Genomic DNA, 24,710 nt, shown 5'->3' on the forward strand with positions numbered 1-24,710 from the left:
TAAATTCAGATCATGAAAATCCGCTCAGCACGAGTGCCTTAATAAATTTGTAAAAAAAACTGATTTTTCCGAAATCATACATAACTTTAAGAAAAAAGTCTTATGGGAAAATTTGTAATTACAAAAAGAACAAACGGGGAATTTCAGTTCAACCTCAAAGCGAACAATGGCCAAACCATCTTATCCAGTGAAGGTTACAAAACTAAAGCCAATTGTCAAAATGGGATTGAATCTGTTCAAAAAAATGCACAAGATGAAAGTAAGTTTGATAAGAAGACTTCCAGCAACGCGAAGTTTTACTTCAACCTGAAAGCAACGAACGGGCAAATTATCGGTACAAGCGAGATGTACGAAAGTGCTAGCGGAAGAGACAATGGGATTGCATCGGTAGCAAGTAACGCTCCTGGGGCAACTGTTGAGGATCTGACGAGTTAAACCATCCGAAATCAACATGTACAGCACGTATGAAAGAACCTCTACGTGCTGTAATACATTTTAGGCTCTAAATACGAAGCAAGAAGATTAAAGGAAAATTAGATCAACTTATTTTCTGCAGCTATTTTAACCAATTCAATCATATTTTTTGACTTAAATTTCTGCAATAAATTTCGTCGATGTGTCTCCACGGTGATGACCGAAATAAATAACTTTTCAGCAATTTCAGCCGAGGTATGTCCATAAGCAATGGATTCTAGGATCTGCTGTTCACGTTTGGTTAAACGGGGAATCTCAAAAGCCTGGGAAGAGGGCCGTAACATAATTTCCTGAACTTCTTTGCTTAAAGCCAGATCACCATTTATTGCATTGTCAATACATTTGACAATTTCCTGTGCATCGGCGTTCTTCAAAATATATCCATTACCTCCATTCTCTAAAAATCGAAAAATAATGCTGCGTTCCGCTTGATTGCTTATCGCGATAACGATGGTTTTTGGTAATTTTTGTTTGATGGCTCTGCAAAAGTCCAAACCACTTCCATCGCTAAGTACGATATCGAGCAAAACAACATCCACTTTGTTCTCTTGGATAAAATCTAAAATCGCTGCTCCTTTGGTGAAGGAGAAAATATGAAATTTAGGATCTTCTTGTAATAGCGATTTCAATCCTTCCAAAATCATGGGATGATCGTCAACTATGGCTAAATTTAGGCGGTCATTTTTATACATTACACTCTACATTTATGGTAGTTCCTTGTCCTTTGGCCGAAACTACATCTACATTTCCGTTAATCAATCGAACTCTATTTTCAATATTTTTCAGTCCCAGACCATACACTATTTCCGCCTTATCAAAGCCGATGCCGTCATCTTCTATTGTTAAGGTCAGCGTGTTGTCGTTTTGGCTTATCTGGACAATTACGTTATTTGCCTGCGCATATTTTATCACATTACTTATGCTTTCTTGGGTGATGCGATAAAAAGCAAGCTGTATCTGAAATGAAATGTTTTCTGACACATCGAAAGCCTCGAATTGGATAGAAAAATGTTTATGGCTCATCGACTCGCAGAGTTCTTTCAGCGCAATTTCAAGACCTAGGTTCTTTAAGGTCTCTGGCATAAGGTTTCTGGAAATGCGCCTCATTTCTAAGATGGATTTATCTATTTTGTCTAATAGAGCTGTAGATTTATCCCCCCCCATTGACGATATAGACATCCGTATATTTGCTAACATCCCTCCCATGCTATCGTGCAAATCCTGTGCAATACGTTGCCGTTCTTGTTCTTCACCTCGTAAGACGGCTTGGGAAGCCTCATATCTCCGTTCGCTTTCTATATGCATCAAATCTTGCTTGTGGCTTATATTGATCTGCTTATTTAACTTTTGTTGTTTTCTATAGGTGAGGTAGGATAAAAAAGCAATAACTAAGCTCAGCAAAAGGGCTATCCCCAAAATGGTAATCCGCAGATTCTTATTTTTGGCAATAAGCATATTTTCTTTTTTCTCTTGCTCCAAAGCATCAATGGTTTTCTGTTTTTCGGACGTCTTGTGCAATATTTCGTACTCATTCATCTTTTCTAACAGCTTTTGTTGACTTAAACTATCGCCCAAGGCATTGGATTTTTTCATCCACTGGTAGGCTTCTTTATGATTATCCAACACATCATTCACAGCCGCCAACTGGGTGTAGGTAATCCGGCGATTGACTGCTTCCTTGCTTAAAATATGCTCTTTTAGAATTTGTTCCAATTGGGCCTTGGCCTTTACGTAATCCTTTTGCATCAAATAGACATTATACATCCTGAAATACAATAGATGCAACAACCGCAGCTGGTGCTTTTCTTTAGCTAAGGTTACGCCCTTATTTAAGCTATTCAGCGCCTGTCCGTATTCCTGCCTGGTAGTATAGTACATGGCTTCCTGGTAATAATAGTTGGGGTAATGCTGCGAATCGGGATAAGGCTGAATCAGTTCCTGTGCTTTGTCCAGATAGATCTTTGCACTCTTGCTATCGGGTTTATAGCAATAATTACTGACTAAATTAAGGTATGTTATTAAATGTACTGTTTTTTCTGTTGGAATCTTCTCCAGCTGTGCTAGGGCTTTATTATGGTATTCTTCAGCTTTGTCAAACTGTCCGACGGACATAAAAGTAAGACCTAACTGGGTATAGCTATATGCCAATAAGGACCTATTATGGCTTTTTTCACTCAACGGTATACAGTGTTCGGTCAAGGTCTTTACCAAATAATCGTATCCCTTATCCTCCACTTGCATGTAGGCCGAATTATAGTAAGCTTTTATCAGCAAATCACTTTGTTTTGGATTATTCTCAAGTGCTTTTATGGCCGATTCGTAATACTGCCTGGCCGTAGTTTTACTTCCTTGATTTGCATAAAAAACACCTTGGTAATAGGCGATAACACCTTCATCTAAACTATTTTTTTTGGGTGATTGCAAGACCTGATTCAATGCTTCTAGGCTTTTCAGACTATCAATTTGCGCCCAATACTCGGATAGAAGGAGATAATGTTGAAGTTTAGCTGCAGACTGACCACTTGTAGTGATCTGACTGTCAATTTGCCTTAGATAGCCAGCCTCGTCCAACGGGACAAGTTGCTGCGCCATCAGCACTTGACTAAAATAGCAGACTAAAATCAATAGAAAGGTATTCTTCAACATTACCAAATAATTAAACTACAAATATCCAAAATAAAAAAACGGTATTTTATTTCCGCCCCCAAAATCATGGTAAACCATTAGAAATAAAATGCTAGTTTACAATGATTGCCTCAGGTTCACAATTTACTGAAATTTGTATTTCACAAAAAATTTAAAACGGAACACGATGAGAAAAATTAGCGCAAAGATAGTTCTATTAGGACTTTTATCGGTACTGACATTTGGAACGATATTAACAAGCTGCAGCAGTAGCGACGATAACACGGAGGAGATTAATCAAGAGCTAAATCACTACAAAATCACCGTAACGCTGAACAATGTGGATCCAGATCGCGATTTTGTGTCGGTGACAGTAGTAGGCGGAAATATAAATGGAAAAACGGACGTTTGGAAATTAAATGGCGTAGCGCAAACTGGTGAATCGGCTGTTGGATTGGACAAAAATGACTTTGCCGGGACGACAAAAACTTATGTTATTGAGACCACAGAGCCTATTCGCTTGTTCACCGGCGGTGTCCAAATCATTAACTACGGCGATCCAATGCCGCTAAGCTTTAAAATTGAAAAAGGTAGCGAAACTATCATTAATGAAAATCTGACATTAACCGGTGACGGAGCAGACTTCACAAAACAGTATTCTTTCTAAGAGAAAAAGGTGTTGCATATTATATTTTTAAACAGTCATCCTAAAATAATGAAGCATCTAACACGCTGAATCGAAATGCTTCGACCTTATAAACGATGACAACAAAAATATTTTAAAGGCTTTTAACGTACAACGAACTTGCAACATAACAACCTTACGCCGCAGCAGATCAATTTGTTGCGGCATAATTTTAATTCGTCAATATGTACTCTGAGCGGACTTTTGCTGGACAAACACCGCTTTAAGAGCTAACCAGATTGAATTTGAAAAAAATCTATAAGATGAAAAAAGCAACAATTTTATTTGCAGTAAGTACTTTGATCATATCATGCAATCAGACTGCTCGGGAGCGTGCGAATACGGATACTCCTACTGAACAGTCTGTTGAACCAGAAAAAGCACCAGAACCGGTAAAGGGTATGGATGTGGAAAGCATCCCTTTCTCAACCAATGATGTGGGGAGTTTTCCTTTTTTCACCTTACCTAAAGGATTGAAAGAAATGAACAAACCGCTGGATAAAAACTTTGATGTATGTTTTTTTCCGATAAACGGGGTGATGACAGCTTTTGAAGGGAAGCTGTATAAAGCTAATATTACTGCCGAACAAGGTGAAAAATTTTCTCAGCATTATTTTGAGAAAAGCATGTCCGAATACCTGACTTCCATAGGTGCTGTTCAGATTTTCGACGGTGAAATTACGCAACGAGAGTATGAGCGCTACGCGAAAGCAGATCCGAATAAGGGTGACGATGGTGATATTGGCTATCCTGGAGAATCTATCAAATTTTATGCGATACGGACGAAAGACAAAGGCAATATCTATGTGCAATACTCGTCAACAAATGCAGGAGCAAAATTAAACGTATTGCAGGAGGATGTATTTCAGCAGACAATTACGAAAATTACAGCCGATGATATTCTAAAAGATCTAGCTGATGAAGGGAAATCTATTCTGTATATCAATTTTGATACGGATAAATCGACTCTTTCTCCTGACGGCAAACTAGCCGTGGAGGAAATTGCTGTCGCATTGAAAAAAGATACAGGTTTAAAGGTGGCCATAGAAGGACATACGGATAATACGGGAGACGCCTCACACAACAAAAAGTTATCCGATGACCGGGCGAATGCCGTACTAAATAACCTATTGTCATTAGGGATTGAAAAATCTAGACTTTCCGCTAAGGGATTTGGCGCTGAACGTCCTTTGGCAGACAATGATTCAGCGGAAAGTAAAGCAAAAAACCGCCGGGTCGAGTTGATCAAAACAAACTAATCTGTACAAGCTCTTCGATTACGGAGGGCTTTTTCTTTACTCTTTTCAACTGTCTTCTTGCGATGATTTATTCGTATCAGAGATCTCGCCCAGATTCAATAAACAACGAAGTACGCGACTTCTTGATGAAGATACACTATATTTTAGCTAACTTTGCAAATTGGTAATCATTTAAATAGTTGGCAGTGTCTTTAGATAAATTAAAGCTTAGTAAACGTCTTCATGTATCCATGAATGATTTGGGGTATTTTTCTGCGAAAGAGTTTCAGTTGAAAACGCTCTCCAGAATAATAGGTGGGCATAGTATAATAGGTATTGCTCCGGAAGGGGCTGGAAAAACCACAACCTATGTGCTTGGTGTTTTAATGCGTTTGAAATATACGCAAGATGAAGCTCCAAAAGTTTTGATTTTAGCCCCCAATGAAGAAAGGATTACTGAAATTGTCGACCGATTCATTACCATAAGCAAGAATAGGGAACTTCATATCATGGGCCTAAAGACCAGCGGTAGCATGGAGGAAGAGATCGAAAACTTGGTTCGAGGGGTGGATATCGTTGTTGCCACACCGAATCGCGCACGTGCTATTTATCTGAAGCTAGGTCTCAACTTGAATCGCATTCAAACCTTCATCATTGATGACGCAGACGAAATTGTAAAGCAGGGTATGCAAACCCCGGTAAGGGAACTTGCTCAAAGTTGCGGAAAAGTCCAATATGTGGCATTCAGTACTGTGGAGCATGAAAAGTTACACTTGATGATAGACGATTTCATGCCTCTAGCGACCACTATTGAAGTGGACGAACTGGGGGAAAATGCTGTAGAGACGCACGAGTTGTTACTTTATCAGGTTCCCAATTTTACAACAAAAATCAACCTGTTAAATCTTTTGCTACGCGATGATGAAGTTTTTGACAAAGTTGTCGTGTTCGTCAATAGTCGATTGACTGCGCAAAAGCTTAGCGAGAGTTTACATGCAAAGAAAGGAGAAGTGGCTGTTTTACATCCTCTTTTCTTTGATGACGCGGGAGTGGATGATGTCAATGATTTTAAACAAATACCGGAATGTAGGGTGCTTATTATCGCTAATGAAAACACGGATGTGCTGGATTTAAGTGGAATACCTTTTATATTTCATTTTGAAATTCCTGAAAGTAGGGAAGTCTTCCTGCAACATGTTGTAAAAAACACAGATGAAGAAGTATTGGCGATAACATTTGCAACGGATATCGAACTCCCGGAAGTAAAAAAAATAGAACAAGCTTTGGGTTCTAAAATACCGACAATGCCTCTCCCCGATGATCTTATTATTTACCAGCCATCCAACACGCAGAAAGAGAAAAATGAAGTCGATGAGTCGAGAGGTGGTGCTTTTCACAAAAAGAAAGAAAGTAACAGCAAAACGTACAACTACGGTGGCGGCGAGAAAGCAAAAATGAAAATGAAGAATAAGAAACGCTAATTCTTATTTGTACATCGGCATAGTATTTCCAAAGACAGCTTTTAAAGGCAATAAAAGCTGTAAAGGAACAAATGCATAGATTGATTGAAAAACCGCAAATATTGATTGCAAGCTGGCTAATATAAATTGGGCATTTTAGCGTAGCTTACTAATAATTAAATTCAAGGAAAATTAATTATTATGAAATCAATAAACAGTTTTTCTGGATCTGCTTTAACGGAAAGCGAAATGAGGGAATTGGGAGGTGGCTTTAATCCACTTGGTCCAATTTCTTTTACCTTTGAGCCTGATAATGGTAGAGAAGGTGGTGGTACAATTAACTGGTATCTTGGGGGTACGCACTATGCATCGACGTATTTCTTACCGGAACACAATTGGGTGTATACAAGTAGCTATTTGTAGGATAAAAGATCCATCATGTTCTGCGCTATAGGAATAGGCAGAACATGATGTTCATACCATTCGTCAATCATCCTATCACAAAGGTCTATCCTAATTTTCCTATAAATTCTAAAACACACTCCCTCCGACGGCTGGAAACAGGAATGATTTTACCATCTTTCATCTCTATCTGCCCGTCTTTAAAGTACTTATGTATGTGAAGTGTATTGATGAGATAAGATTGATGACACCGTATAAATTGGGCTTCCGGAAGAATGTTCTCGAAGTGCTTGATTACCTTGGATACCATCAGACTTACGTTCCCTTTCAGATAAAAAGTCGTATATCCCCTATCACTAAAACAATAAAAAATATCTTCTATATCTACAATTTGTGTAAAATCGTAGGTCTTCAGTGCTATTTTACGGCTTGTTTGGTTTGACATTTCGCCCTGTTCCATACCTTTAGATTTTAATATAAACGAAGATAACGATGCTTAGAATTGTGTTTAAAAAGGATTTATATTCGCTAAGTCCGATTTACAATTCGTTTAACAGAAGTTCCGTCCAACAAATGATCCTTAACAGTCAAGCTATTTTATACTATTGGCGCTATCAAATAATATGGGAAATAGCATCAAATAGGAATACCACAAAGCCAACAAAGACCAGCAATTCATAAATCCAAATTGACGAATTGTAAATACATGCTGCTGCTTTCTTTGATTAAGCCTACATTAGTTGATAGGAAAACGGCAACATGTACAGGAAAAAGCTTTTTTTTATAGGATTGATCATTGCAGGATTACTTATTTATTTGTTTTTCTTCAGAGAGGATAAAGGTATCTATGAGAACGATAATACCGCAATTCCACAACAGTACCAGCGGTATCAATCCATAACGGCAGCTTATGCATCCGAGACTTTTAAAGTCGACGAAGTTTGTCGTGCGAAGGTGAACAGTTCCGCATCCTCTAATCCTATACGTGCTTACCAGTCGGTCCAAGATCAGATTATCATCGATTGTAATTCTGAGATAGACGAAGATTCTAAAAGTGATGCTACCTATTTCAAAATCAATAAATTGGGGATTATTACCGATTCACTCCATGTGAAATACGGGGGCTATTGGACGGTTTTAATCGATGATTTCATGCTGCATACCCAAGAGAAACTGGCTTATTTTACCACTTGGCCAATGAATGGCAACACGGAACATCAGCCATTTATAGCTTACAATACTGATTTTCAAATGCCTGAGAAAGAGTTGCAAATAGAGCTTGCAAGAATCAAAGAAGAAAGCTTGTATTATTTTGTTCGTTCCTACGTTGGCGATCATCTTTATACGGTGGCCACTTATTATTATGATGCTAAAGGCTGGCAGATCCTCTGGCAAAAGGTAGCTCGTTATCAATCGGAAAGTGATTCCGAAAGTGCGTCGCGCTATCAGCAGGAGATTTACCGAAGCGGCGAGCCCGAACCTTATATGGATGCTAAAGTGCATATTGAATATTTTCATCCGCAGGATCGATTAAAATATTTCCATGTAATTGGCGGCGGAACGCCTGGTTTTTCTAAGGTGGATTGGCGAGGAATCGGATTTTTCAGAACAGAAATCGATGGAGAGCCTTTTCTTTTTTCCATTTCCGACCTCGTGATTGAGAAAGAAAGCCATGATCGGTTTAGGACTCGCTTGTACCAGGTCGATGAACCAAAAGCGGCAGTAAAGCATATCAACACAAATTTCTACCATTCGCCATTTGGATTTGCTTTGTATGCTCCGAATGCGAAAATATTATATGTTATCAAAAAAAATTAATCCGCAGCATTTCAATGAAACTAAACTATAAATTTCTTATGCAATTCAGCTTAAAAAAGAACGCGCTTGCATTTTTTGTCCTTGTGTTGATGACCAACTGCTATGGGCAAAAAAGATCATTGTCTGACACGATCTTGGAATTGGAAAACCTAGACTTTACCACGCCAATAAGTGCATTGATACCGGAAGAGACAAAAGATACAGCATACGTTGATATGTATAACGTAAAAAACACTTCTCTACAGCGATTCATTACCAAGGAAAATGAGTATTACGACGATGCCAAACCTATCTGGATTGAGTACCGCCAGTTTCAGTCCCGAAGCAGCGATGAATTAGCTAAGTTTGATGATGTCACGTTCAACACGTTCAATATGGTGGTCACTCTACAAGAAGAAATGATGCTGTTCAATGCTATCGCTGAGGATCTGGATAAAGAGGAAAGTGATGCGTTTATCGAGCTACTCAACAAAAAATATGGTCCTGCGGAAAAAACGGAAGGAGAATTTCTCAATCCTTTTGAGATATATACCTGGAAACTGGAAGACCGCGTGCTTAAATATGTTCCTTTATATGATGATGAACATAATACCTTAAAGATTGTGATCGATAAAGAAAACGACACCCTAGAGGCTGGCGAGAAGACACCGCATTATAGAGGACTTTTTTATGTCATTGAAGCGAAATACAGCGATAAGGTAATTGGCAATTTTCATACGGGTGATCTTTTATATTGCCAATAAAAAGATAGGGATAGAAAAACTTATTATTCAGGAATATCTACCCTCGGAAAACGAAACCGATTGTGATAAATTTGTGGAACATTGCAGCAGTAAAAACGTGCAAGAAAAAGCATAGCTAAATAATATTCATGTTACAAAATGTATTTTTTTGTCATTTTTCAACAAAAAAGATGATGCTTCACGTCAATGTAAATAAATAAAACTACGTCATAAACAAACGGTTGCAACAATCAAGTTGAATATATTATTCCATTGGTCAAACATTTAGACTCTTCCGTTTGTTAAAGAGTTTTACTAACTTGGCGCAAACATTGCATTACCTCTATTGTTGCAACAAAAGAATGGACTCATGGAAAATAAAAACAACAAGATCGTGGTATTATACGTCGATGATGAGGAAAACAATTTGGTTTCCTTCAAAGCAACATTTCGATTAAAATACAAGGTCTACACTGCTATAAGCGGTACTGAAGCAATAGAAATCGTAAAGAAGAATCCTATAGATATTATCATAACTGACCAGCGTATGCCAGAAATGACGGGCGTTGAGTTTCTCGAAGAGATTATCAAGATTAATCCCGAGCCGATGCGGATATTATTAACGGGATATACAGACATGGGGGCTGTTGTTGATGCTGTCAATAAAGGAAAAATCTTTCACTACCTAAACAAGCCTTGGAGTGAAGCGGAACTAGATGAAACTATACAACGTGCTTACGATCTTTATTCAGAACGTAAAAATATGTTAGATACCTATTCTAAACTAGAGATATCTAATGAACAACTGGAATTTCTACTAAGGCAAAAACTACTGTCTTAATCAGTTTACAGAATCTTTGGTCAATATAGGAGATTTATTAGGGATAACCACTGTAAAGGTGGTTCCCTTATTCGGTTCAGAATTTACATCGATGGTTCCTTGTAGCTTCAACAGTGCATTTTGTACATTATAGAGACCAAATCCCATCCCCTGTGCTTGGTCACTAGCACGGAAAAAGAGTTTAAAGATATCTCGAACATAATCTGAATGTATTCCAATCCCCGTATCACGAACTTCGATAATCGCGAAATCGTTAGCCACCGATACTGAAAGACTTACACATTTATTATCTGCATCTTTGCGTTGGTATTTAAAAGCATTCGACAACAAGTTGTGCAAAATTAATTGAAGTACTGCTTTATCACTTTTGAATAATTGCGATTGCTGCACGTGAATATCAAATTCTACGTCGTTATTTTGCGTATAAACCTTATAAAACTCACGAATATCCTCAAAAAGTCGGACAAAATCGATGTCAGATAATGTCAACTCTCCTCGACGCAAAAGATAATAATCACGTAAACTGTCAATATAGGCATCTAGCCTGATCACCGACCCTTCCATCAGGGCTAGTAGCTCATGAATACGTCCGATATCATCAAATCCTCTAGCAAGCTTTATCGCTGACAAGACGCCTGTAAGCGGATCACGTAAATCGTGGCTTACACTATAGGCAAATTTATCCAATTCTTCATATGCCCGTTGCAATTCCTCATTTCTAATATCGAGCAAAGAACTTGTTATATAAAACTTATTGGCTTCTTCGATAGAAGATATAATTTCTTCCTCCTGCCAAGGCTTACGAACAAAACGGAATATATGCCCTTTATTAACAGCTTCTACGACGGTTTCCATATCAGCATAAGCTGTTAATAGTATACGTACTGGTCTAGGAAATTCTTTCTTAATGCGATTTAAAAAGTCGACACCCAACTCGCCAGGCATCCGCTGATCACAAAAAATGACGCGTATTGCAGGATGGGCAGCAAGTATCTTTTGAGCTTCGACAGTCGTAGCAGCAGTATGAACCGTATACCGATACCTAAAATTAGCTTTGAATCCAACTAAATTGTTGACCTCATCGTCTATATATAGTATTTCTAGCTCTTTTTGCATAATCTGACAATAACAAAGTTATAAGCAAACAACCCTCTAAACGAAGTTAACGATATTTGTAACATGTAAGGCTTACTTTTTCTTAAATATTTTGTTGAATAGGGATAACTAACGTAAACACAGTTCCTTGCCCCTCCTCAGATTCCACTAAAATCTTGCCTTCGTGTTTCGCTATGGTATTGTAAGCGATGGACATACCTAAGCCGGTTCCCTCTCCTACATCTTTTGTTGTGAAAAATGGTTCAAAAATTTTATCACGGATAGCTTTAGGTATTCCAGTACCATTATCTGAAATTTTCACAAAAATGCTCGAATCATTATGTAAACCTGTCTCTATTCGAAGTGATCCACCGACGGTTGATCCAAACTTCTTGTCGATTGCATAAATAGCATTCGTTAAAATATTTAAGAAAACCTGATTCAACTTACCAGCATAACACTCAACTTTTGGGATATCGCCATAAGTCTTTTCTACTGTAATTCCATCTTTTATTAAAGAATTGAGAATGATCATCGTAGACTCCACGCCCTCATTGATGTCGGCATATTTAAGGGCATCCTCATCTACACGAGAAAAAATACGTAAACTCTTAACAATCTCTGCCGTTCGATATGCTCCATCATGCATTCCTTTCAACAAGAAATCAACTTCAGTTTTGAGGTATTCTATATCGATATCTTCCTTATACGCATCGATACGTGTCTGTTTCTCTTCCTTAGACAATCCTTCGTCAAAAGCCAAACGCTCAACCTCTTCCAATGTATCCCAAATCATCTTAATATCTCGTTTCAATGGCGCAACATTCGATGTCACAAAATTTATTGGATTATTGATCTCATGCGCCACACCAGCTGTAAGCTGCCCCAAAGATGCCATCTTTTCAGCTTCCACCAATTGGGACTGTGCTTCTTTTAAATGAACCAACGCTGTATGAAGAGACTCATTCGATTCCGTCAATTCTTTGGTCCGCTCTTCGACTTTTTGCTCGAGAACGATATTTTGCTCGCGAATAAGGCGTTCATTTTCTAACGATATCGTCAACTCTCGCGCTTGGGAAAGTTCTTTCTCCCTTTTCATTATATTGATACGGGAAGCAAGAGCAAACGATAGTAAAGCCATCTCTACTATAGATGCTAAACGGAATGAATTGCTTGTGAAGAGGTTATAGGGTAAAATACCATAGTCCTTCAGCAGGAATATAAGGGCTCCTACCAACAATATCGACCAAGCAGCGAAGAAGTAACGTGCCGGCCTATAGTTTCTCCTAAGTGCAAAGAGTGATGTAATAATCAATACAACAGTCTGAATAGATGTTGCCCCTTGCATAACCTGAAAACCAGTCTGCGTATAACCGAATACGGTTAACAATATGCTCGATAAAAATAGGAAAAACAGGGCAAGCAGTACCGGTCTGATGAAAGGCACATTATCTTTTAATTTCAAGAAGTGATCGGAGAAAAATAAGACAGCGATACTACTAGAACAAGCGAAAATAATGACACTCACCGCCTCCCAATGAGGTGAATTAGGCCATAGAAACTGAAAATTGAAACCTACAATACCCAATTGCGTCAGTCCTAAAAAAATGACATATAACACATAGTATAAATAGGATCGGTCTTTAACGGAAAGAAACAACAGCAAATTGTAGATACTCATGATCAACACCACACCTAAATACCCTCCTATAAAGATATTTTCTTTCGTTAGCTTTTCCCAGATACTTTTTGGTTTGCCTATGGCAATCGGTAAAATAATCTGCTCCGAACTTTTGACTCTTAAATAATACTGTTTCTTCTGATTAGGCGCAATATCTAAATCAAAGATATAATTAGCATGCTTATAATATCGTTTGTCGAACTTTTGGAAAATACCGTAATGCCCCTTTGTGATGAGCTGCCCTAAAGAATCGACTTCGTAGAGTTCGATGTCATCCAAAATAGGATAGGCTACATCTAATATATAATCGGATGAATGGCTTTTGTTTTCTAGGTCAAAGGATAGCCAAACACTGAATTTACTCAATCCCAAATTTGGATTAGAATCTTTACTCTGTATAAACTCATTGCGCTTTAAAATGACATCCTTTGAACTGATTTCCTCATCGACAGTTAATATGCGTAAACTGGAATCGGGAATGATCACATGACTATCATCCTTAACCGTAATCTGGCCAAATAAATGAATTGGAACAATCAATAATAGCAGGAAAAATCTCCACTCCATATGCTTACTTTCTACCAGAAACGATAACGATATTCATACTACAAGAAAAGAATCCCGCTCTATCGGCATTCTTCTGAGCTTCGATAAAATCATCATGTGCTTGCTGATCGATTAGATTTAAAGTAAGCATCTCATTGATCATTTTATCTATCCAGAGATAATTACAGGCCTCGTCATACTTCGTCAGTACAAAGGGCCAAACCTCGACGCTTATTTCGCTAAATTTTGTCTGTAGCAAATAATTGGTCAAGGACTGTGCGGCCCTTCCATTGTTCACTTTTTTAGCAACTAAATACCTATTTAATTGATCTGCAACAGCTAAATTACCATTATAGAAAGTGAGACTATCCCAATCCGATTCAACAATCGCGGTAATTCCACCTTCCTGAAGCACGCGATGAACTTCGTCGAAAAGTCCAATGGGATCACTAACATGCTGTACTAAACGTTCCATACGTACACCCGCAATAGCTCCATTTTCAAATGGCAACTGGAGAACATCAGCCTTCAAAAAGCGGACCCCTTCCATTTGTTCGGCAGACTTCGCTGCTTCTTGGATCATATTCTCGTCGTGATCTACGCCGATGTATTGATGTTTTTGATCAGCGAACAAATTCGCCATATTGATCAAGTCTTTGCCTATACCACATCCCAAATCAACAATAGTTGAAGATAGTGAGATGTTTTTAAAATATTCGTAGGAATTTTGCTTTACACCACCTAAAATCTTAACGGTTTCTTTTAGGTAATTTATATTATAATGTTTTTCAGACATTGCGATGTTTTTCTATAGTATATTTAAATTATTCTCGTTGAAAGGTTCATTAGATTGCCGACCTTTCGACATGCCGTTGATAATAGACTGCAAATCCCAATTTTGCATATTGTCTAGTTGCAACTTGTACTGTATCTCGATTTTTTTTGACCTTAATTCCTCAATCCGTACAATATCTCCCTGTGTCCTTAACGCCAGAATTGCATTCTTATCTTCATCCGAAGCCAAACTTAAGCTTCCGACATCGTCAAGAATCATCGTCGTCGCTAACAGATCTAATTTGGGGTAATAGAATGTGCCGTTATTCCCTACATTAGTTTCTAAACGATATCCCACACATTTTGTTAGATTTATCGTATAAGGCGCACAAAGGGCAAACAATGATTTTATCCCTATTTGAGGCGCAATAGCTATAGCTGCACGGGTTAAAAATATGCTCCCTATCCCGTAGCCTGCTATCTCTCTAGAATTCCAAAGTCCACAGCCTTCCCCCGTTCCTTCTTGTGCATAGCGCCATACCAGATCAAAAATCTTAGGATCCATTTGCCCAGTCGCTTCTTCAATAGGAAGTGGTTGAGAACCTCCCGCAACGTGAATTCGCGCTCCACCATATACATTTTCGCCATCCAAAGATTCGACGATCAATACAAATGCTGCAGGATTATACATCCAGTCATGGCTGGATGATGTTACTTTTTTGACGCCTATCGCTGTTAAGACGTGCGCATGTCCTTCTATAAAGCGCTCACATGTTGCTGGATCATCTATAGCACGGAATGCTCTTAATCTAACAACTGGACGCCCATCTTTTAATATTAATGCCACGGAAATGGTTATAAATTATTCGAATGAACACAAAACTAATCAATTAAAACCAAAGCTGTTTACAATTAGAATAAATAATTTGCCGTCACGAAAGCCTAAGCAGCTTGTTAATTTAAACAACAATAAGCACTCCGTTATAAAAACAAGAAACATTAAAATCTAGTGGATAGAACTGTCTTATCCCCTAAAAAAAGCTCAACAAGGTGATTGACAACAGTAAAACACAGAAAATAAGGACAATATCTACAAATCCTTTGTTCGCTTTTACCGTTGCAGCCTATGAAATATAGTAAACGAAGGTAATGATATGGTTAAATTAAAGCTATGCGCGGGAAGATTTTTGTAAACCTTCCCTACTTTTCATCTGTTATTATAGCAAAATAAGAAACTAAAACGGTATAAAGACGAATCGTTCGTCTAAAGGATAAGCTTGTGAACCGAACAATCACGTCACAAATTCTTACCGTTGCATGATATATATTGAGTGGGTTGACGGCGGCTGGCGTCGCGGAATGCATATCCAAAAAGAAAAAAGAGGAGAAAACAAAAAAGGGAAGAACTACCGTTTATGATCTAATTGTTTTCTAATGGAGAACATAGCGGGTTTTAATGGTTCTGCTGTATATTCGAGATTTAAAAATGGAGTTTATGAAAGCATATTTTATCAAAGGAGAAGTGAACTCTTACGAAAACTGTAGGAATGAGCTGAGAAAATTAGATAAATACGGGTTGATGAAGCGATCTTATGAACTTTTAAATAAGATACGTAAGGCCTGGAATGAAAAAGAATACAGGGAGTGGTGTGCTATTCAAGAAACGCTCTATACCATGATGCAAAACTCAAAGTAGACAATCCAAAAAAATAAAGATATAAACCAAGGACATTTTTGATTAACTTTAGCTGACAGTAAATCAAAAGGTCTTACTGCATATATTATCCATCGAATATAGACATAGGTCTGAAGAAACACTATTTATAATATGATTAATAGGTATTTACCTCTCATTTCGAGCTGCTTACTATTCTTTTCATGCCAAGAAGGTTCAGTAAAAAAAAATAGAAAACGACGAAGTAATTAATTTTCGCTCGGATGATGACGTAATGAACAAGGCCATGCAAGAAGCTAAGGATTCTTTTTCCTCTTTTGTCAATGCTTTTCATACGCCAGCAGAAGGCATGGAAGCCTTTGCCATTAAACAAGCCTACGCACCCCCAGATCATAGCCTAGAACATATTTGGGTTGGTAATCTGACTTACGATGGAAAGCAATTTCACGGCGTGGTCAACAATAGCCCCAGCTCTACAAAACTTGTTAACCTTGGAGACAGCGTAAAAATCGACCCTGAAAAAATTTCGGACTGGATGTATCTGGATAAGGGAGTACTACGTGGAGGCTATACGATAAGGGTGATGCGCAATCAACTATCTGAAAAAGAAAAAGAGGAATTCGACCAATCAGTAGGCTTCATTATTGAAGAACTCTAGCCAATTACCGGCTGCTGCTACTATCTATTGTCCGGAAAGAGTTCAGCTCTACCGGTAATCAAATTGAAAAAAAAGCGTCCGTAGTAACCGAACGCTTTTCATAGGTAGGTAAAAATATATAACTGTTATTTTATAAGTCCGGTTTTGACCGCTAATTTGATTAAGGCTGCAGAATTTTTAACGCCTGTTTTGTCTATTAAATTCTGTCGGTGCCCTTCTACCGTTCTTTTGCTCAGAAATAGTTTATCGGCGATCTCTACGTTAGTGTGTCCTTCTCCGATAAGCTGGAGTACTTCTAGCTCTCGTTCCGAAATATCCATTTGCGAAATTAGGTCTTCCACGCTTGTATCTGTGGAAGGCGCTGCCTGCAACTTTTCAACAAGCATCATTGCTAATTCTTCACAGAGGTAACGTCCTCCTTTACCCACATGCTGTACGGCAAACAGCAGTTCATCGTACCCTACATTTTTCACCAAATATCCCCAAGCTCCTTTTTCAAAAGCCTGAAATACGTGCTGACTGCTACTCATCATAGATAAAATAACGACTTTAATTGCGGGATACTCCTCTTTTAGCTTCTCGACCAAAGTAATGCCATCCATGCCCGCCATGCTGATATCGGAAAGCACGATATCGGCCTCACATCCATCACGTAGTAATGACAAGACATCGTTACCGTTATCAGCCTCACCAACGACGCTGAGGTGATCCTGAGAATCAATTAGCAACTTTATTCCGTTTCGGACGACAAGATGATCTTCCGCAAGAATAATTTTTATCATATATTTCCAATCTTTAATATTATGTGTACAATTTAATTTGTATTCTGCTCCCTTGTGATGAACTTGACATATCCATCGAACCCGCGTAAAGGGCTATTCTATTCTTTATATTACGTAAACCTGTCCCTAAACTCAACGAAGAGTCTATATCTTCCCTAAAACCATGTCCATTATCATCCACTACAATACAAGCGTAGTCGGCTCTTCGTTGCATAGTTAAACTAACGCGATTGGCTCTTGCATGTCTTAATGAATTACCAAATAATTCCTGTATAATACGATAGCAACAAAATTGCAGCTCTTTACTCAAATGCTCCATTGCAGGATCGATCTGAGCAACGAATCTTACATCGGCTCTATTGAGCCTAAAAATCAAATCTTCAATCGCCTTGAGAAATCCCATATCACGTAATACTGCAGGCGTTAGGTCATTTGAAATATTGCAAACATTATAGATTGCATCGTTTAGCATTTTTTTTATAGGTGCAATTTCCGTCTCAAATCCGTGTTCAATTAAGAAGCGTTGCAAATTGAGTCGAATAGCATAAAGTTCCTGAGCAACATTATCATGAAGCGCCGCACCGATAAATTCACGCTCTGCTTCCTGCGTCTCTATAATAGCTCTGTAGAAAGCTTCGTTTTCTTCTTTGGATTCGCTTAACGGATTGAATTCGTTTCTCAAGAATACGAAGATATACATATCTTGCTCATAAAACGACTGTTCTAATCTTTTCAGATAAATGGTAACAAACCTGTAAGGTCGTTTTGTGCATTTGACTTTGACTAAGCGCAAAGGATCGCCAAAATGAAACGTGCTTTTTTCGATTGCGGCCTGCAGACGGACACATTCATCCGCTATCAAAAAGTCAAACAGGCTCCTATTTCGTAAAGCCTCGCCTTCGGCACATAAAAGCTCTTGCAACTTCTCGTTATAATGTTTAACATGTCCAGTGCCATCCGCGAAAAGGTAACCAAAGGGCCCCTGATGAAGCGATTCAAAAAATAATTGTAAATCCTGCATCTCATCTCCTGTTGGACCAGTAGGGAGAGATGATGGAGAAGACATGTTCTTTTTATCTGAATGAATTATACTCATTTAATACTTAAAATCCAAATATAATGCACCTTAAGTTCTGTGTTCATTAGCTGCATTTGAGCCTACTTTAGCAAAAATCAAACCCAGAAACAAAGGTAAAATACCCAAATTAACAGCGACTAGATACGTAAAAATACGTATACAAATAAATTCATCGTTTCTCCAAACATAGTTTTATTGGCGAATTATAGAAAATGCCCAAAAGTTACGTCAGATCCTACAGATACCCTTACCTGTAGAAAAAACTTATTGTAAAAGAATAAACACCTGAATATTCAATGCTAGAAAAAGTAATCTTTTCTACTTTTCGCGTAACAAAACTCCGTAAAAAAGCCCTTTTAAGCTTAATAACACTGATTTGGAGTATTTTTTTCCTTCAACCGTATTTACCACAGTGCATAGAATCATCAATCAGATCTCGTACACTTACCGGCTTTTTTTGCATCAAATTTGTTCCATTGAGTCCAAATTTATTGTTTAACAAACAAGGAAATAATATGAACGCTGAACTACTTAACGCCACAATCGAACAAAATCAACCGCTTTTAAAGCGCATCGCAACAAAATTCACCCAAGATCCCTATGAAATCGAGGAATTGGTACAGGAGACGTTTATCCGTTCTTTATCCTCGTTGGAAAGATTCATCAATAATCCGAAACTTGTTGCTTGGCTGTTTGTGATTATGCGCAATGTGTACATCAACAACTATCGCAAGGCTTCCAAGTATAGAACTATAGAAAGTGAACTGACACATACGTCGCACTTTGAACAGCTCACCCGGAACGGTAGCGAATCAAAATTCGTCATGAACGATATTCAACGTGCAATAGACAAGCTCCCGAAGGACAATTATGTCGCTTTCACTATGTTCATGGACGGTTATAAATACCAAGAAATAGCGGAACAGCTGCAAATTGCCGAAGGAACAGTGAAAACACGTATACACATGGCTCGTAAAATATTGAAAAAGAATCTAAAGGTATACCGAGCTTAAATTTTACATAGATTTTGAACTTTTGTATCGGTTCGACGTTACTTATTATATATAGCATTTTTGCTATTAAAAAACTTTATCAATTTTGATCGTCGGATAAATGAAGTGCATTTGTTCGTTAAAAGAAACAAAAAGAGGCGACAATTAGATACGAAAAAGATCAATTTTGATTATAAGAGGGCTTGGCTATCCAAGCCCTCTTCCTTTTGATTAAATGTGAAGCTTGCTATAAAGCATTTTTTATGGTTTAAAATAGAACGAAACAAGGAGTTTACGGTTCTTTCTTTATATCATTAAAACATGTCATGGAAGATTATAGGGAACTTGTACACGATTTAATCCAAATCAATAACGACAGGATTGCGGGCTACACAAAAGCTATTGAGCTGTTAATTCAGGAGGAAGATCAAGACTTACGTAAAGTATTTGTCTACTACCGTTCTCAAACTCAAAAACACGTAACTCAACTGGGGGCATTTGCGTTGAACCTAAACCTAAATCAATCAAAAGCACCCATTGTACAAGGAGAACTTTTTCGTATATGGATGGATATTAAAACGACAATAACAGGAACGGATAGATACAGCATCCTGATGAGTTGTGACCAAGCAGAGGGTACCTATAAACAAGCCTATGAACAGGCATTGCGAAATTTATTGAATGTACCTCTATCGGTTACGAATACCATTCGTCAACAAGCGGAACATCAATACATGGAGCATAACCATATAAAAACGTTAAGGGACGCAGGTTGACGTACCGATATACAAACAATTGTTTCATCTCGCCCCTAATTTACTGTTAGGATAGTATAGCTATTTTTCTTCCGTAAATATTTATTCAGAGCAGTTTTTCATCAAACAGTAGCAAAGCTGTGCTATAGGTTCGAATACGTTCTATCTTTTACTGAGAAATTATGCCGACAATAAGAATGTCTAAAAAAAATAAGGTGATGAGCCAAGCGACCACCACCCTATTTATAGAGAGAGAATAAAAAAGTTGTCTTATTGCTTAATTTAAAGGCGGAGTTGGCAGAGGTTGACCTATGGTATCCGTACTATCACGTCTTAATGTATCTAAAGTCGGAGCTGTTTCTCTACTTTCATCATACATACTATCAGCGCTATTCACATCATTATTTTGTGAAGGATTACCACATGCAAACAAGAAACTGAAAATAAATAACGCTGGTGTGTATACTAGAAATCTTTTCATAACCAAATATTTTAAAGTTTTAATTTTCTTGCGAAAGAACACTAAATCTGTTTTGTCTTTCACCAAATTAAACGACTACTTTTCATTTTGGTTTTTGGAGCGTAGTTTTTGGGTATTTTACACGTCGTGTTAAGGGAATATATACGTGCTTTATTCTTGTTTAACAATAAATATTTCAAAAAAAAACAAACAAAACAACATTTAAGAATAGCTTTTTGCATTCGCATATTTTTTTCAAATGCTTACGCCAATTACCTATTTACAAAACCATTCCGCCTGCATGCTGTTTATTTTAATACAGGAAATTCACTTAAAACACGACGAATGATCCTATTAGAAAGATCAAAATAAGTCCAACTAAAATGTATTAATTTAAAAAAAGCTAGTTTACAATAAACCAGCTATATATAAACGGATAAACAAGAAGGTATGAAAACATTCGATGCTACGTTACTCCAAGACTTAACGGCTGAACAACATTTTCCGTCGTTAAGCATATTTGTGCCAGTACACAATAAATTACCAGAAAGTCAACAGGATAGATTAACGCTCAAAAATTTGATAAAGCATATCAGGAGTTCTACAACGCTAGATTCAGAAGCTGTAAAAGAATTACTTGCCCCTGTAGAAAAATTATCGGAAGAAATTGAACTTGAACGCGGTCATCAAGGCACATTAGCAATTTACACGAATGCAAAAAAACTGGAGACTGTTTTCTTAACTGAAGTCTACCCGAGCACCTTTTATATTGATGACACCTTTTACATTGTGCCCCTTCTTGAATTAGTTGATAACGATCATCCATTTCATTTGCTAGCAATCGGAAAGAATCACGTTCGATTTTTTAGCGGAAATCGATTTACATTGGAAGAAGTGGATCTTGAGGGAAAAATGCCGACAACTATGAAGCAAGCATTAGGAAATGATCTCACGGACAATCATCTACATGCCGCGGCCAGTGGTTCGGCAACTATTCACGGTTATATGGAAATTAGCGATGAAAAGGAAACCGATAATATTCGCTTTTTTCGTAGGATAGATCGTGAGATCGCTGAAAATTTCACTAAAGATGACAAACGCCCCCTCCTATTGGCTGCACTACCAGAAAATCAAAGTTTATTCCAGTCTATTAGCAAGAACGAATGTTTACTAAAGAATGGTATTGTGCTGAATATCGAAGCTATTGACAAGATAGAACTCCATACCAAAGCACTAAGCATTTTGGACGACTTAAAAAAAACAGCATTAGAAAAACAACTGAATCGATACGCTGTTGGAAAGAATGAAAAAATTTCATCAGACAATATAGATGATATTGCTACATCAGCCATGGACCGCAGAATTGACCGTTTATTTTTGGAAAAAGGCAAGCAGTTGCCAGGAACAGTTTCTATCGAAGAACGTAAAATCAAACCGGATAAAGATAGCAAAAGCGACATTATTAATAAGATTGCAATTCTCACTTATAGAAACGGAGGTAAAATACACACTTTAACGAATTTCACGGGCAAATTACCACAGGGAATCGGCGCATTGAATCGTTATTAAATAACATATACCAATCAAACAAAAGCCAATTCGATAAAAAATCAAACTTTTATTGGATTGGCTTGTTCTTTTAGTACCTATTTAACACATAAGTAAACGTATCCCAACACCGTTTACTTGGATTTTTTCACAAAGTATGCGTAATAAAAGAACAATAATTATTTCAAATCGATTACCGGTCCGTGTGGAACGACATGACCATGAATTATGTTTTATCCCTAGCGAAGGAGGCTTAGCCACAGGACTGGGTTCAATTTATCAGCAGGAAGGCAACATTTGGGTAGGATGGCCTGGATTCGTTCCCGAAAATGAGGAAGAAGAACGGATTACGCGGGAAAAACTCGCAGAGCTTAATTTGGTTCCGGTATTTCTGACAGAGAAAGAACTACAAGGCTACTATGAGGGCTTTTCAAATGAGGTACTTTGGCCAATTTTCCATTACCGCCCTTCTTATGCCGTTTACACCGCAGAAAATTGGGAAACCTATAAACAGGTAAACAATAAATTTGCCGAAGCTGTTAATGCACAATATCCCAGTGATAAAGATGAGGTGTGGATCCACGACTATCAACTGATGCTTCTCCCACAAATGGTGAGACAACAGCATGAGCAATTGGCAATAGGATATTTTCAGCATATTCCCTTTCCTCCAGACGAATTATTTCGGAGTATACCTTGGCGCGATGAGCTTCTCAATGGGCTTTTAGGGGCTGATCTCATCGCTTTTCATACGTATAACGACACGCAACATTTTTTGAATGCCTGCACACATATCTTGGGAGCGCCTATTCAAAATAACTGTTTACACATCAATGGTAGAAGTGTATTCGTAGAGGTATACCCGATGGGTATAGACTTCGAGAAATTTAGTATTTTGGCGAAGAACCCTTCTACTGTACAACGTGCACAAGAAATTCGAGATTATTACCAAAATAGAAAATTCATCCTCTGTATCGATAGATTAGATTACAGTAAGGGAATCATCGAACGTTTGCAAGCTTATGAGAGTCTCCTTAAGGAATATCCAGAGATGCGCGAAAATGTAGTACTCTACATGTTAGTCGTTCCATCAAGGGACACCGTTCCACAATACAAACTCCTAAGAGATGAGATCGACAGGCTGGCAGGCCACATCAATTCAGTATATGGTGTGAATGAATGGCATCCAATTGCTTACTTCTACAATTCTTATCCTGTGGAAGAGCTATCTGCTCTTTACGTTGCCGCTGATGTTTGTTTGGTAACCTCTATTCGGGATGGCATGAATCTAGTCTGCAAAGAGTATGTAGCAAGCAAAGAGAATACGAATGGTGTGTTGGTATTGAGCGAACTTGCAGGAGCTTCGAAAGAGCTATTAGAGGCCGTTCTTGTTAATCCAAACTCGGTTGAACAAATACGGGATGCCCTAAAACTAGCACTTTCTATGCCTGTTGAGGAGCAACAACGACGGATGTTGGACAGCATAGACATTGTTCGTAAATTCAATGTGAGACACTGGGTAAAAATATTTTTTAACCGACTACACGAGATCAAAACTTTTCAGAAACAAGAAATGGCTAGACGTGTCCGTTCGGAAGTCAAAGAACATATTTTACAATCTTACCAATTAGGCAAAAAACGCCTGTTTTTCCTAGATTATGACGGAACACTAATAGGCTTTCATAAGGATGCTGATGCGGCCGCTCCAACAGAGTCACTCTATCGGACATTGGAAATTCTTCAGAGTAATCCAGCCAATCAGATCGTAATTATCAGTGGACGTCCGCATGAAACACTGGACAGATGGTTTGGTGGAAAAGATTATTTTTTGGTGGCGGAACATGGCGCATGGAGCAATTATCCGGATTTTCAGTGGAAAAGTAAAACAAACATATCCACAAGATGGAAAATCCCGGTAAAACATATCATGAACAAGTTTGCAAACCGTACTGCCGGCGCAATCGTAGAAGAAAAAACATACTCACTTGCCTGGCATTACCGAAAGGCCCAAACCGGATTAGGACAACTGCGCTCGCAAGAATTGGTAGATAGTCTTCGGTACCTCATTCCCCACCATGGTTTGCAACTTTTGATGGGTGACAAGGTTATTGAAGTAAAAAACAGCGAGCTAAATAAAGGAAAAGCTGCAATAGAGATTGTAAATCATTTTTCGCCAGACTTTGTATTTGCTATAGGAGACGATGCCACGGATGAAGATATGTTTTTGGAATTGCCCCAACAAGCTATTACAGTGAAAGTGGGCAACAAAAAATCTGCGGCGCAGTACTACGTAGAAAACCAAGAGGAAGCCGTCAACTTGATTGAGTACTTTGCCAATACAGACAGCGATGACGTAAAGACGGACAACGACAATAAATCTTCTCATCTTCAGAAATTATAA

At 38.1% G+C, this 24,710-nt stretch carries 24 protein-coding genes; 14 read left to right on the forward strand and 10 right to left on the reverse strand.

Annotated features, from left to right (window positions below):
* Positions 1-102: 102 nt before the first annotated feature.
* Complete coding sequence (locus ACSZOX_RS11145) at positions 103-435, forward strand: YegP family protein (protein ID WP_437920035.1); 333 nt, start codon at positions 103-105, stop codon at positions 433-435.
* Positions 436-533: 98 nt separating this feature from the next.
* Here ACSZOX_RS11145 and ACSZOX_RS11150 read toward each other — a convergent pair whose 3' ends face one another.
* Both ACSZOX_RS11150 and ACSZOX_RS11155 read right to left on the reverse strand, forming a co-directional pair.
* Positions 534-1,166: a response regulator gene (locus ACSZOX_RS11150; protein ID WP_437920036.1), complete on the reverse strand. Its 633-nt coding sequence runs from the start codon at positions 1,164-1,166 to the stop codon at positions 534-536.
* Entirely contained in the window at positions 1,159-3,120 is a 1,962-nt protein-coding gene (locus ACSZOX_RS11155) for a tetratricopeptide repeat-containing sensor histidine kinase (RefSeq protein ID WP_437920037.1), read from the reverse strand. The genes ACSZOX_RS11150 and ACSZOX_RS11155 overlap by 8 nt, the downstream gene beginning before the upstream one ends.
* Positions 3,121-3,286: 166 nt before the next feature.
* On the opposite strand from ACSZOX_RS11155, the gene ACSZOX_RS11160 reads away from it, so the two are divergent.
* The 4 genes from ACSZOX_RS11160 to ACSZOX_RS11175 all read left to right on the forward strand — a co-directional run bounded on the left by ACSZOX_RS11160 (position 3,287) and on the right by ACSZOX_RS11175 (position 6,905).
* Positions 3,287-3,766 carry a hypothetical protein gene (locus tag ACSZOX_RS11160; protein ID WP_437920038.1) on the forward strand — a complete coding sequence of 160 codons (480 nt, stop codon included), beginning with the start codon at positions 3,287-3,289 and terminating at the stop codon, positions 3,764-3,766.
* Between the two features lie 281 nt (positions 3,767-4,047).
* Positions 4,048-5,043 (forward strand): OmpA family protein, encoded by a 996-nt coding sequence (locus ACSZOX_RS11165; RefSeq protein ID WP_437920039.1) that lies wholly within the window; start codon positions 4,048-4,050, stop codon positions 5,041-5,043.
* 185 nt (positions 5,044-5,228) lie between these two features.
* The gene (locus ACSZOX_RS11170) at positions 5,229-6,503 is read left to right on the forward strand and encodes a DEAD/DEAH box helicase (RefSeq protein WP_437920040.1); all 1,275 of its coding nucleotides are present in this window, start codon (positions 5,229-5,231) and stop codon (positions 6,501-6,503) included.
* 180 nt (positions 6,504-6,683) lie between these two features.
* The gene (locus ACSZOX_RS11175; protein ID WP_437920041.1) at positions 6,684-6,905 is read left to right on the forward strand and encodes a hypothetical protein; all 222 of its coding nucleotides are present in this window, start codon (positions 6,684-6,686) and stop codon (positions 6,903-6,905) included.
* Between the two features lie 85 nt (positions 6,906-6,990).
* Here ACSZOX_RS11175 and ACSZOX_RS11180 read toward each other — a convergent pair whose 3' ends face one another.
* Positions 6,991-7,344: a LytR/AlgR family response regulator transcription factor gene (locus tag ACSZOX_RS11180; protein ID WP_437920042.1), complete on the reverse strand. Its 354-nt coding sequence runs from the start codon at positions 7,342-7,344 to the stop codon at positions 6,991-6,993.
* Between the two features lie 299 nt (positions 7,345-7,643).
* Between ACSZOX_RS11180 and ACSZOX_RS11185 the strand changes: the two genes are divergently transcribed.
* From ACSZOX_RS11185 to ACSZOX_RS11195, 3 genes are all read left to right on the forward strand, one after another.
* Positions 7,644-8,702 (forward strand): hypothetical protein, encoded by a 1,059-nt coding sequence (locus ACSZOX_RS11185; protein WP_437920043.1) that lies wholly within the window; start codon positions 7,644-7,646, stop codon positions 8,700-8,702.
* A 38-nt stretch (positions 8,703-8,740) separates the two neighbouring features.
* Entirely contained in the window at positions 8,741-9,445 is a 705-nt protein-coding gene (locus ACSZOX_RS11190; RefSeq protein ID WP_437920044.1) for a hypothetical protein, read from the forward strand.
* A 349-nt stretch (positions 9,446-9,794) separates the two neighbouring features.
* On the forward strand, positions 9,795-10,265 hold the full coding sequence (locus ACSZOX_RS11195; RefSeq protein ID WP_437920045.1) for a response regulator: 471 nt from the start codon (positions 9,795-9,797) through the stop codon (positions 10,263-10,265).
* On the opposite strand, the gene ACSZOX_RS11200 is transcribed toward ACSZOX_RS11195, so the two are convergent.
* The 4 genes from ACSZOX_RS11200 to ACSZOX_RS11215 all read right to left on the reverse strand — a co-directional run bounded on the left by ACSZOX_RS11200 (position 10,266) and on the right by ACSZOX_RS11215 (position 15,208).
* Positions 10,266-11,381 carry a hybrid sensor histidine kinase/response regulator gene (locus tag ACSZOX_RS11200; protein WP_437920046.1) on the reverse strand — a complete coding sequence of 372 codons (1,116 nt, stop codon included), beginning with the start codon at positions 11,379-11,381 and terminating at the stop codon, positions 10,266-10,268.
* A gap of 82 nt (positions 11,382-11,463) precedes the next feature.
* Positions 11,464-13,608, reverse strand: coding sequence for a sensor histidine kinase (locus tag ACSZOX_RS11205; protein ID WP_437920047.1), 2,145 nt, complete (start codon positions 13,606-13,608; stop codon positions 11,464-11,466).
* Between the two features lie 4 nt (positions 13,609-13,612).
* Complete coding sequence (locus ACSZOX_RS11210; RefSeq protein ID WP_437920048.1) at positions 13,613-14,383, reverse strand: methyltransferase domain-containing protein; 771 nt, start codon at positions 14,381-14,383, stop codon at positions 13,613-13,615.
* A 12-nt stretch (positions 14,384-14,395) separates the two neighbouring features.
* The gene (locus ACSZOX_RS11215; protein ID WP_437920049.1) at positions 14,396-15,208 is read right to left on the reverse strand and encodes a hypothetical protein; all 813 of its coding nucleotides are present in this window, start codon (positions 15,206-15,208) and stop codon (positions 14,396-14,398) included.
* 648 nt (positions 15,209-15,856) lie between these two features.
* Here ACSZOX_RS11215 and ACSZOX_RS11220 point away from each other — a divergent pair.
* Positions 15,857-16,057, forward strand: coding sequence for a hypothetical protein (locus ACSZOX_RS11220; RefSeq protein WP_437920050.1), 201 nt, complete (start codon positions 15,857-15,859; stop codon positions 16,055-16,057).
* Positions 16,058-16,310: 253 nt separating this feature from the next.
* Positions 16,311-16,694 carry a DUF2314 domain-containing protein gene (locus tag ACSZOX_RS11225; protein ID WP_437920051.1) on the forward strand — a complete coding sequence of 128 codons (384 nt, stop codon included), beginning with the start codon at positions 16,311-16,313 and terminating at the stop codon, positions 16,692-16,694.
* Positions 16,695-16,819: 125 nt separating this feature from the next.
* On the opposite strand, the gene ACSZOX_RS11230 is transcribed toward ACSZOX_RS11225, so the two are convergent.
* Complete coding sequence (locus tag ACSZOX_RS11230; RefSeq protein WP_437920052.1) at positions 16,820-17,476, reverse strand: response regulator; 657 nt, start codon at positions 17,474-17,476, stop codon at positions 16,820-16,822.
* Positions 17,477-17,495: 19 nt separating this feature from the next.
* Complete coding sequence (locus ACSZOX_RS11235; RefSeq protein WP_437920053.1) at positions 17,496-18,572, reverse strand: ATP-binding protein; 1,077 nt, start codon at positions 18,570-18,572, stop codon at positions 17,496-17,498.
* A 497-nt stretch (positions 18,573-19,069) separates the two neighbouring features.
* Between ACSZOX_RS11235 and ACSZOX_RS11240 the strand changes: the two genes are divergently transcribed.
* Both ACSZOX_RS11240 and ACSZOX_RS11245 read left to right on the forward strand, forming a co-directional pair.
* On the forward strand, positions 19,070-19,567 hold the full coding sequence (locus tag ACSZOX_RS11240; RefSeq protein WP_437920054.1) for an RNA polymerase sigma factor: 498 nt from the start codon (positions 19,070-19,072) through the stop codon (positions 19,565-19,567).
* Between the two features lie 305 nt (positions 19,568-19,872).
* Positions 19,873-20,322: a PA2169 family four-helix-bundle protein gene (locus ACSZOX_RS11245; protein ID WP_437920055.1), complete on the forward strand. Its 450-nt coding sequence runs from the start codon at positions 19,873-19,875 to the stop codon at positions 20,320-20,322.
* 256 nt (positions 20,323-20,578) lie between these two features.
* Here ACSZOX_RS11245 and ACSZOX_RS11250 read toward each other — a convergent pair whose 3' ends face one another.
* Positions 20,579-20,782 carry a hypothetical protein gene (locus ACSZOX_RS11250; RefSeq protein ID WP_437920056.1) on the reverse strand — a complete coding sequence of 68 codons (204 nt, stop codon included), beginning with the start codon at positions 20,780-20,782 and terminating at the stop codon, positions 20,579-20,581.
* A 429-nt stretch (positions 20,783-21,211) separates the two neighbouring features.
* Here ACSZOX_RS11250 and ACSZOX_RS11255 point away from each other — a divergent pair, with 429 nt between their 5' ends.
* Together ACSZOX_RS11255 and ACSZOX_RS11260 are read left to right on the forward strand one after the other, a co-directional pair.
* Positions 21,212-22,330 carry a baeRF6 domain-containing protein gene (locus ACSZOX_RS11255; protein WP_437920057.1) on the forward strand — a complete coding sequence of 373 codons (1,119 nt, stop codon included), beginning with the start codon at positions 21,212-21,214 and terminating at the stop codon, positions 22,328-22,330.
* Between the two features lie 136 nt (positions 22,331-22,466).
* Complete coding sequence (locus tag ACSZOX_RS11260; RefSeq protein WP_437920058.1) at positions 22,467-24,710, forward strand: bifunctional alpha,alpha-trehalose-phosphate synthase (UDP-forming)/trehalose-phosphatase; 2,244 nt, start codon at positions 22,467-22,469, stop codon at positions 24,708-24,710.

It is taken from the genome of Sphingobacterium sp. LRF_L2, from assembly GCF_965644235.1.
GTDB lineage: Bacteria > Bacteroidota > Bacteroidia > Sphingobacteriales > Sphingobacteriaceae > Sphingobacterium.

Coding starts and splice junctions, on each gene's coding strand:
- ACSZOX_RS11210 (WP_437920048.1), bottom strand. CDS start 14,383: ATGTCTGAAAAACATTATAATATAAATTACCTAAAAGAAACCGTTAAG.
- ACSZOX_RS11160 (WP_437920038.1), top strand. CDS start 3,287: ATGAGAAAAATTAGCGCAAAGATAGTTCTATTAGGACTTTTATCGGTA.
- ACSZOX_RS11180 (WP_437920042.1), bottom strand. CDS start 7,344: ATGGAACAGGGCGAAATGTCAAACCAAACAAGCCGTAAAATAGCACTG.
- ACSZOX_RS11175 (WP_437920041.1), top strand. CDS start 6,684: ATGAAATCAATAAACAGTTTTTCTGGATCTGCTTTAACGGAAAGCGAA.
- ACSZOX_RS11195 (WP_437920045.1), top strand. CDS start 9,795: ATGGAAAATAAAAACAACAAGATCGTGGTATTATACGTCGATGATGAG.
- ACSZOX_RS11235 (WP_437920053.1), bottom strand. CDS start 18,572: ATGAGTATAATTCATTCAGATAAAAAGAACATGTCTTCTCCATCATCT.
- ACSZOX_RS11255 (WP_437920057.1), top strand. CDS start 21,212: ATGAAAACATTCGATGCTACGTTACTCCAAGACTTAACGGCTGAACAA.
- ACSZOX_RS11185 (WP_437920043.1), top strand. CDS start 7,644: ATGTACAGGAAAAAGCTTTTTTTTATAGGATTGATCATTGCAGGATTA.
- ACSZOX_RS11230 (WP_437920052.1), bottom strand. CDS start 17,476: ATGATAAAAATTATTCTTGCGGAAGATCATCTTGTCGTCCGAAACGGA.
- ACSZOX_RS11245 (WP_437920055.1), top strand. CDS start 19,873: ATGGAAGATTATAGGGAACTTGTACACGATTTAATCCAAATCAATAAC.
- ACSZOX_RS11165 (WP_437920039.1), top strand. CDS start 4,048: ATGAAAAAAGCAACAATTTTATTTGCAGTAAGTACTTTGATCATATCA.
- ACSZOX_RS11225 (WP_437920051.1), top strand. CDS start 16,311: ATGAACAAGGCCATGCAAGAAGCTAAGGATTCTTTTTCCTCTTTTGTC.
- ACSZOX_RS11250 (WP_437920056.1), bottom strand. CDS start 20,782: ATGAAAAGATTTCTAGTATACACACCAGCGTTATTTATTTTCAGTTTC.
- ACSZOX_RS11260 (WP_437920058.1), top strand. CDS start 22,467: ATGCGTAATAAAAGAACAATAATTATTTCAAATCGATTACCGGTCCGT.
- ACSZOX_RS11240 (WP_437920054.1), top strand. CDS start 19,070: ATGAACGCTGAACTACTTAACGCCACAATCGAACAAAATCAACCGCTT.
- ACSZOX_RS11200 (WP_437920046.1), bottom strand. CDS start 11,381: ATGCAAAAAGAGCTAGAAATACTATATATAGACGATGAGGTCAACAAT.
- ACSZOX_RS11190 (WP_437920044.1), top strand. CDS start 8,741: ATGCAATTCAGCTTAAAAAAGAACGCGCTTGCATTTTTTGTCCTTGTG.
- ACSZOX_RS11155 (WP_437920037.1), bottom strand. CDS start 3,120: ATGTTGAAGAATACCTTTCTATTGATTTTAGTCTGCTATTTTAGTCAA.
- ACSZOX_RS11220 (WP_437920050.1), top strand. CDS start 15,857: ATGAAAGCATATTTTATCAAAGGAGAAGTGAACTCTTACGAAAACTGT.
- ACSZOX_RS11205 (WP_437920047.1), bottom strand. CDS start 13,608: ATGGAGTGGAGATTTTTCCTGCTATTATTGATTGTTCCAATTCATTTA.
- ACSZOX_RS11150 (WP_437920036.1), bottom strand. CDS start 1,166: ATGTATAAAAATGACCGCCTAAATTTAGCCATAGTTGACGATCATCCC.
- ACSZOX_RS11145 (WP_437920035.1), top strand. CDS start 103: ATGGGAAAATTTGTAATTACAAAAAGAACAAACGGGGAATTTCAGTTC.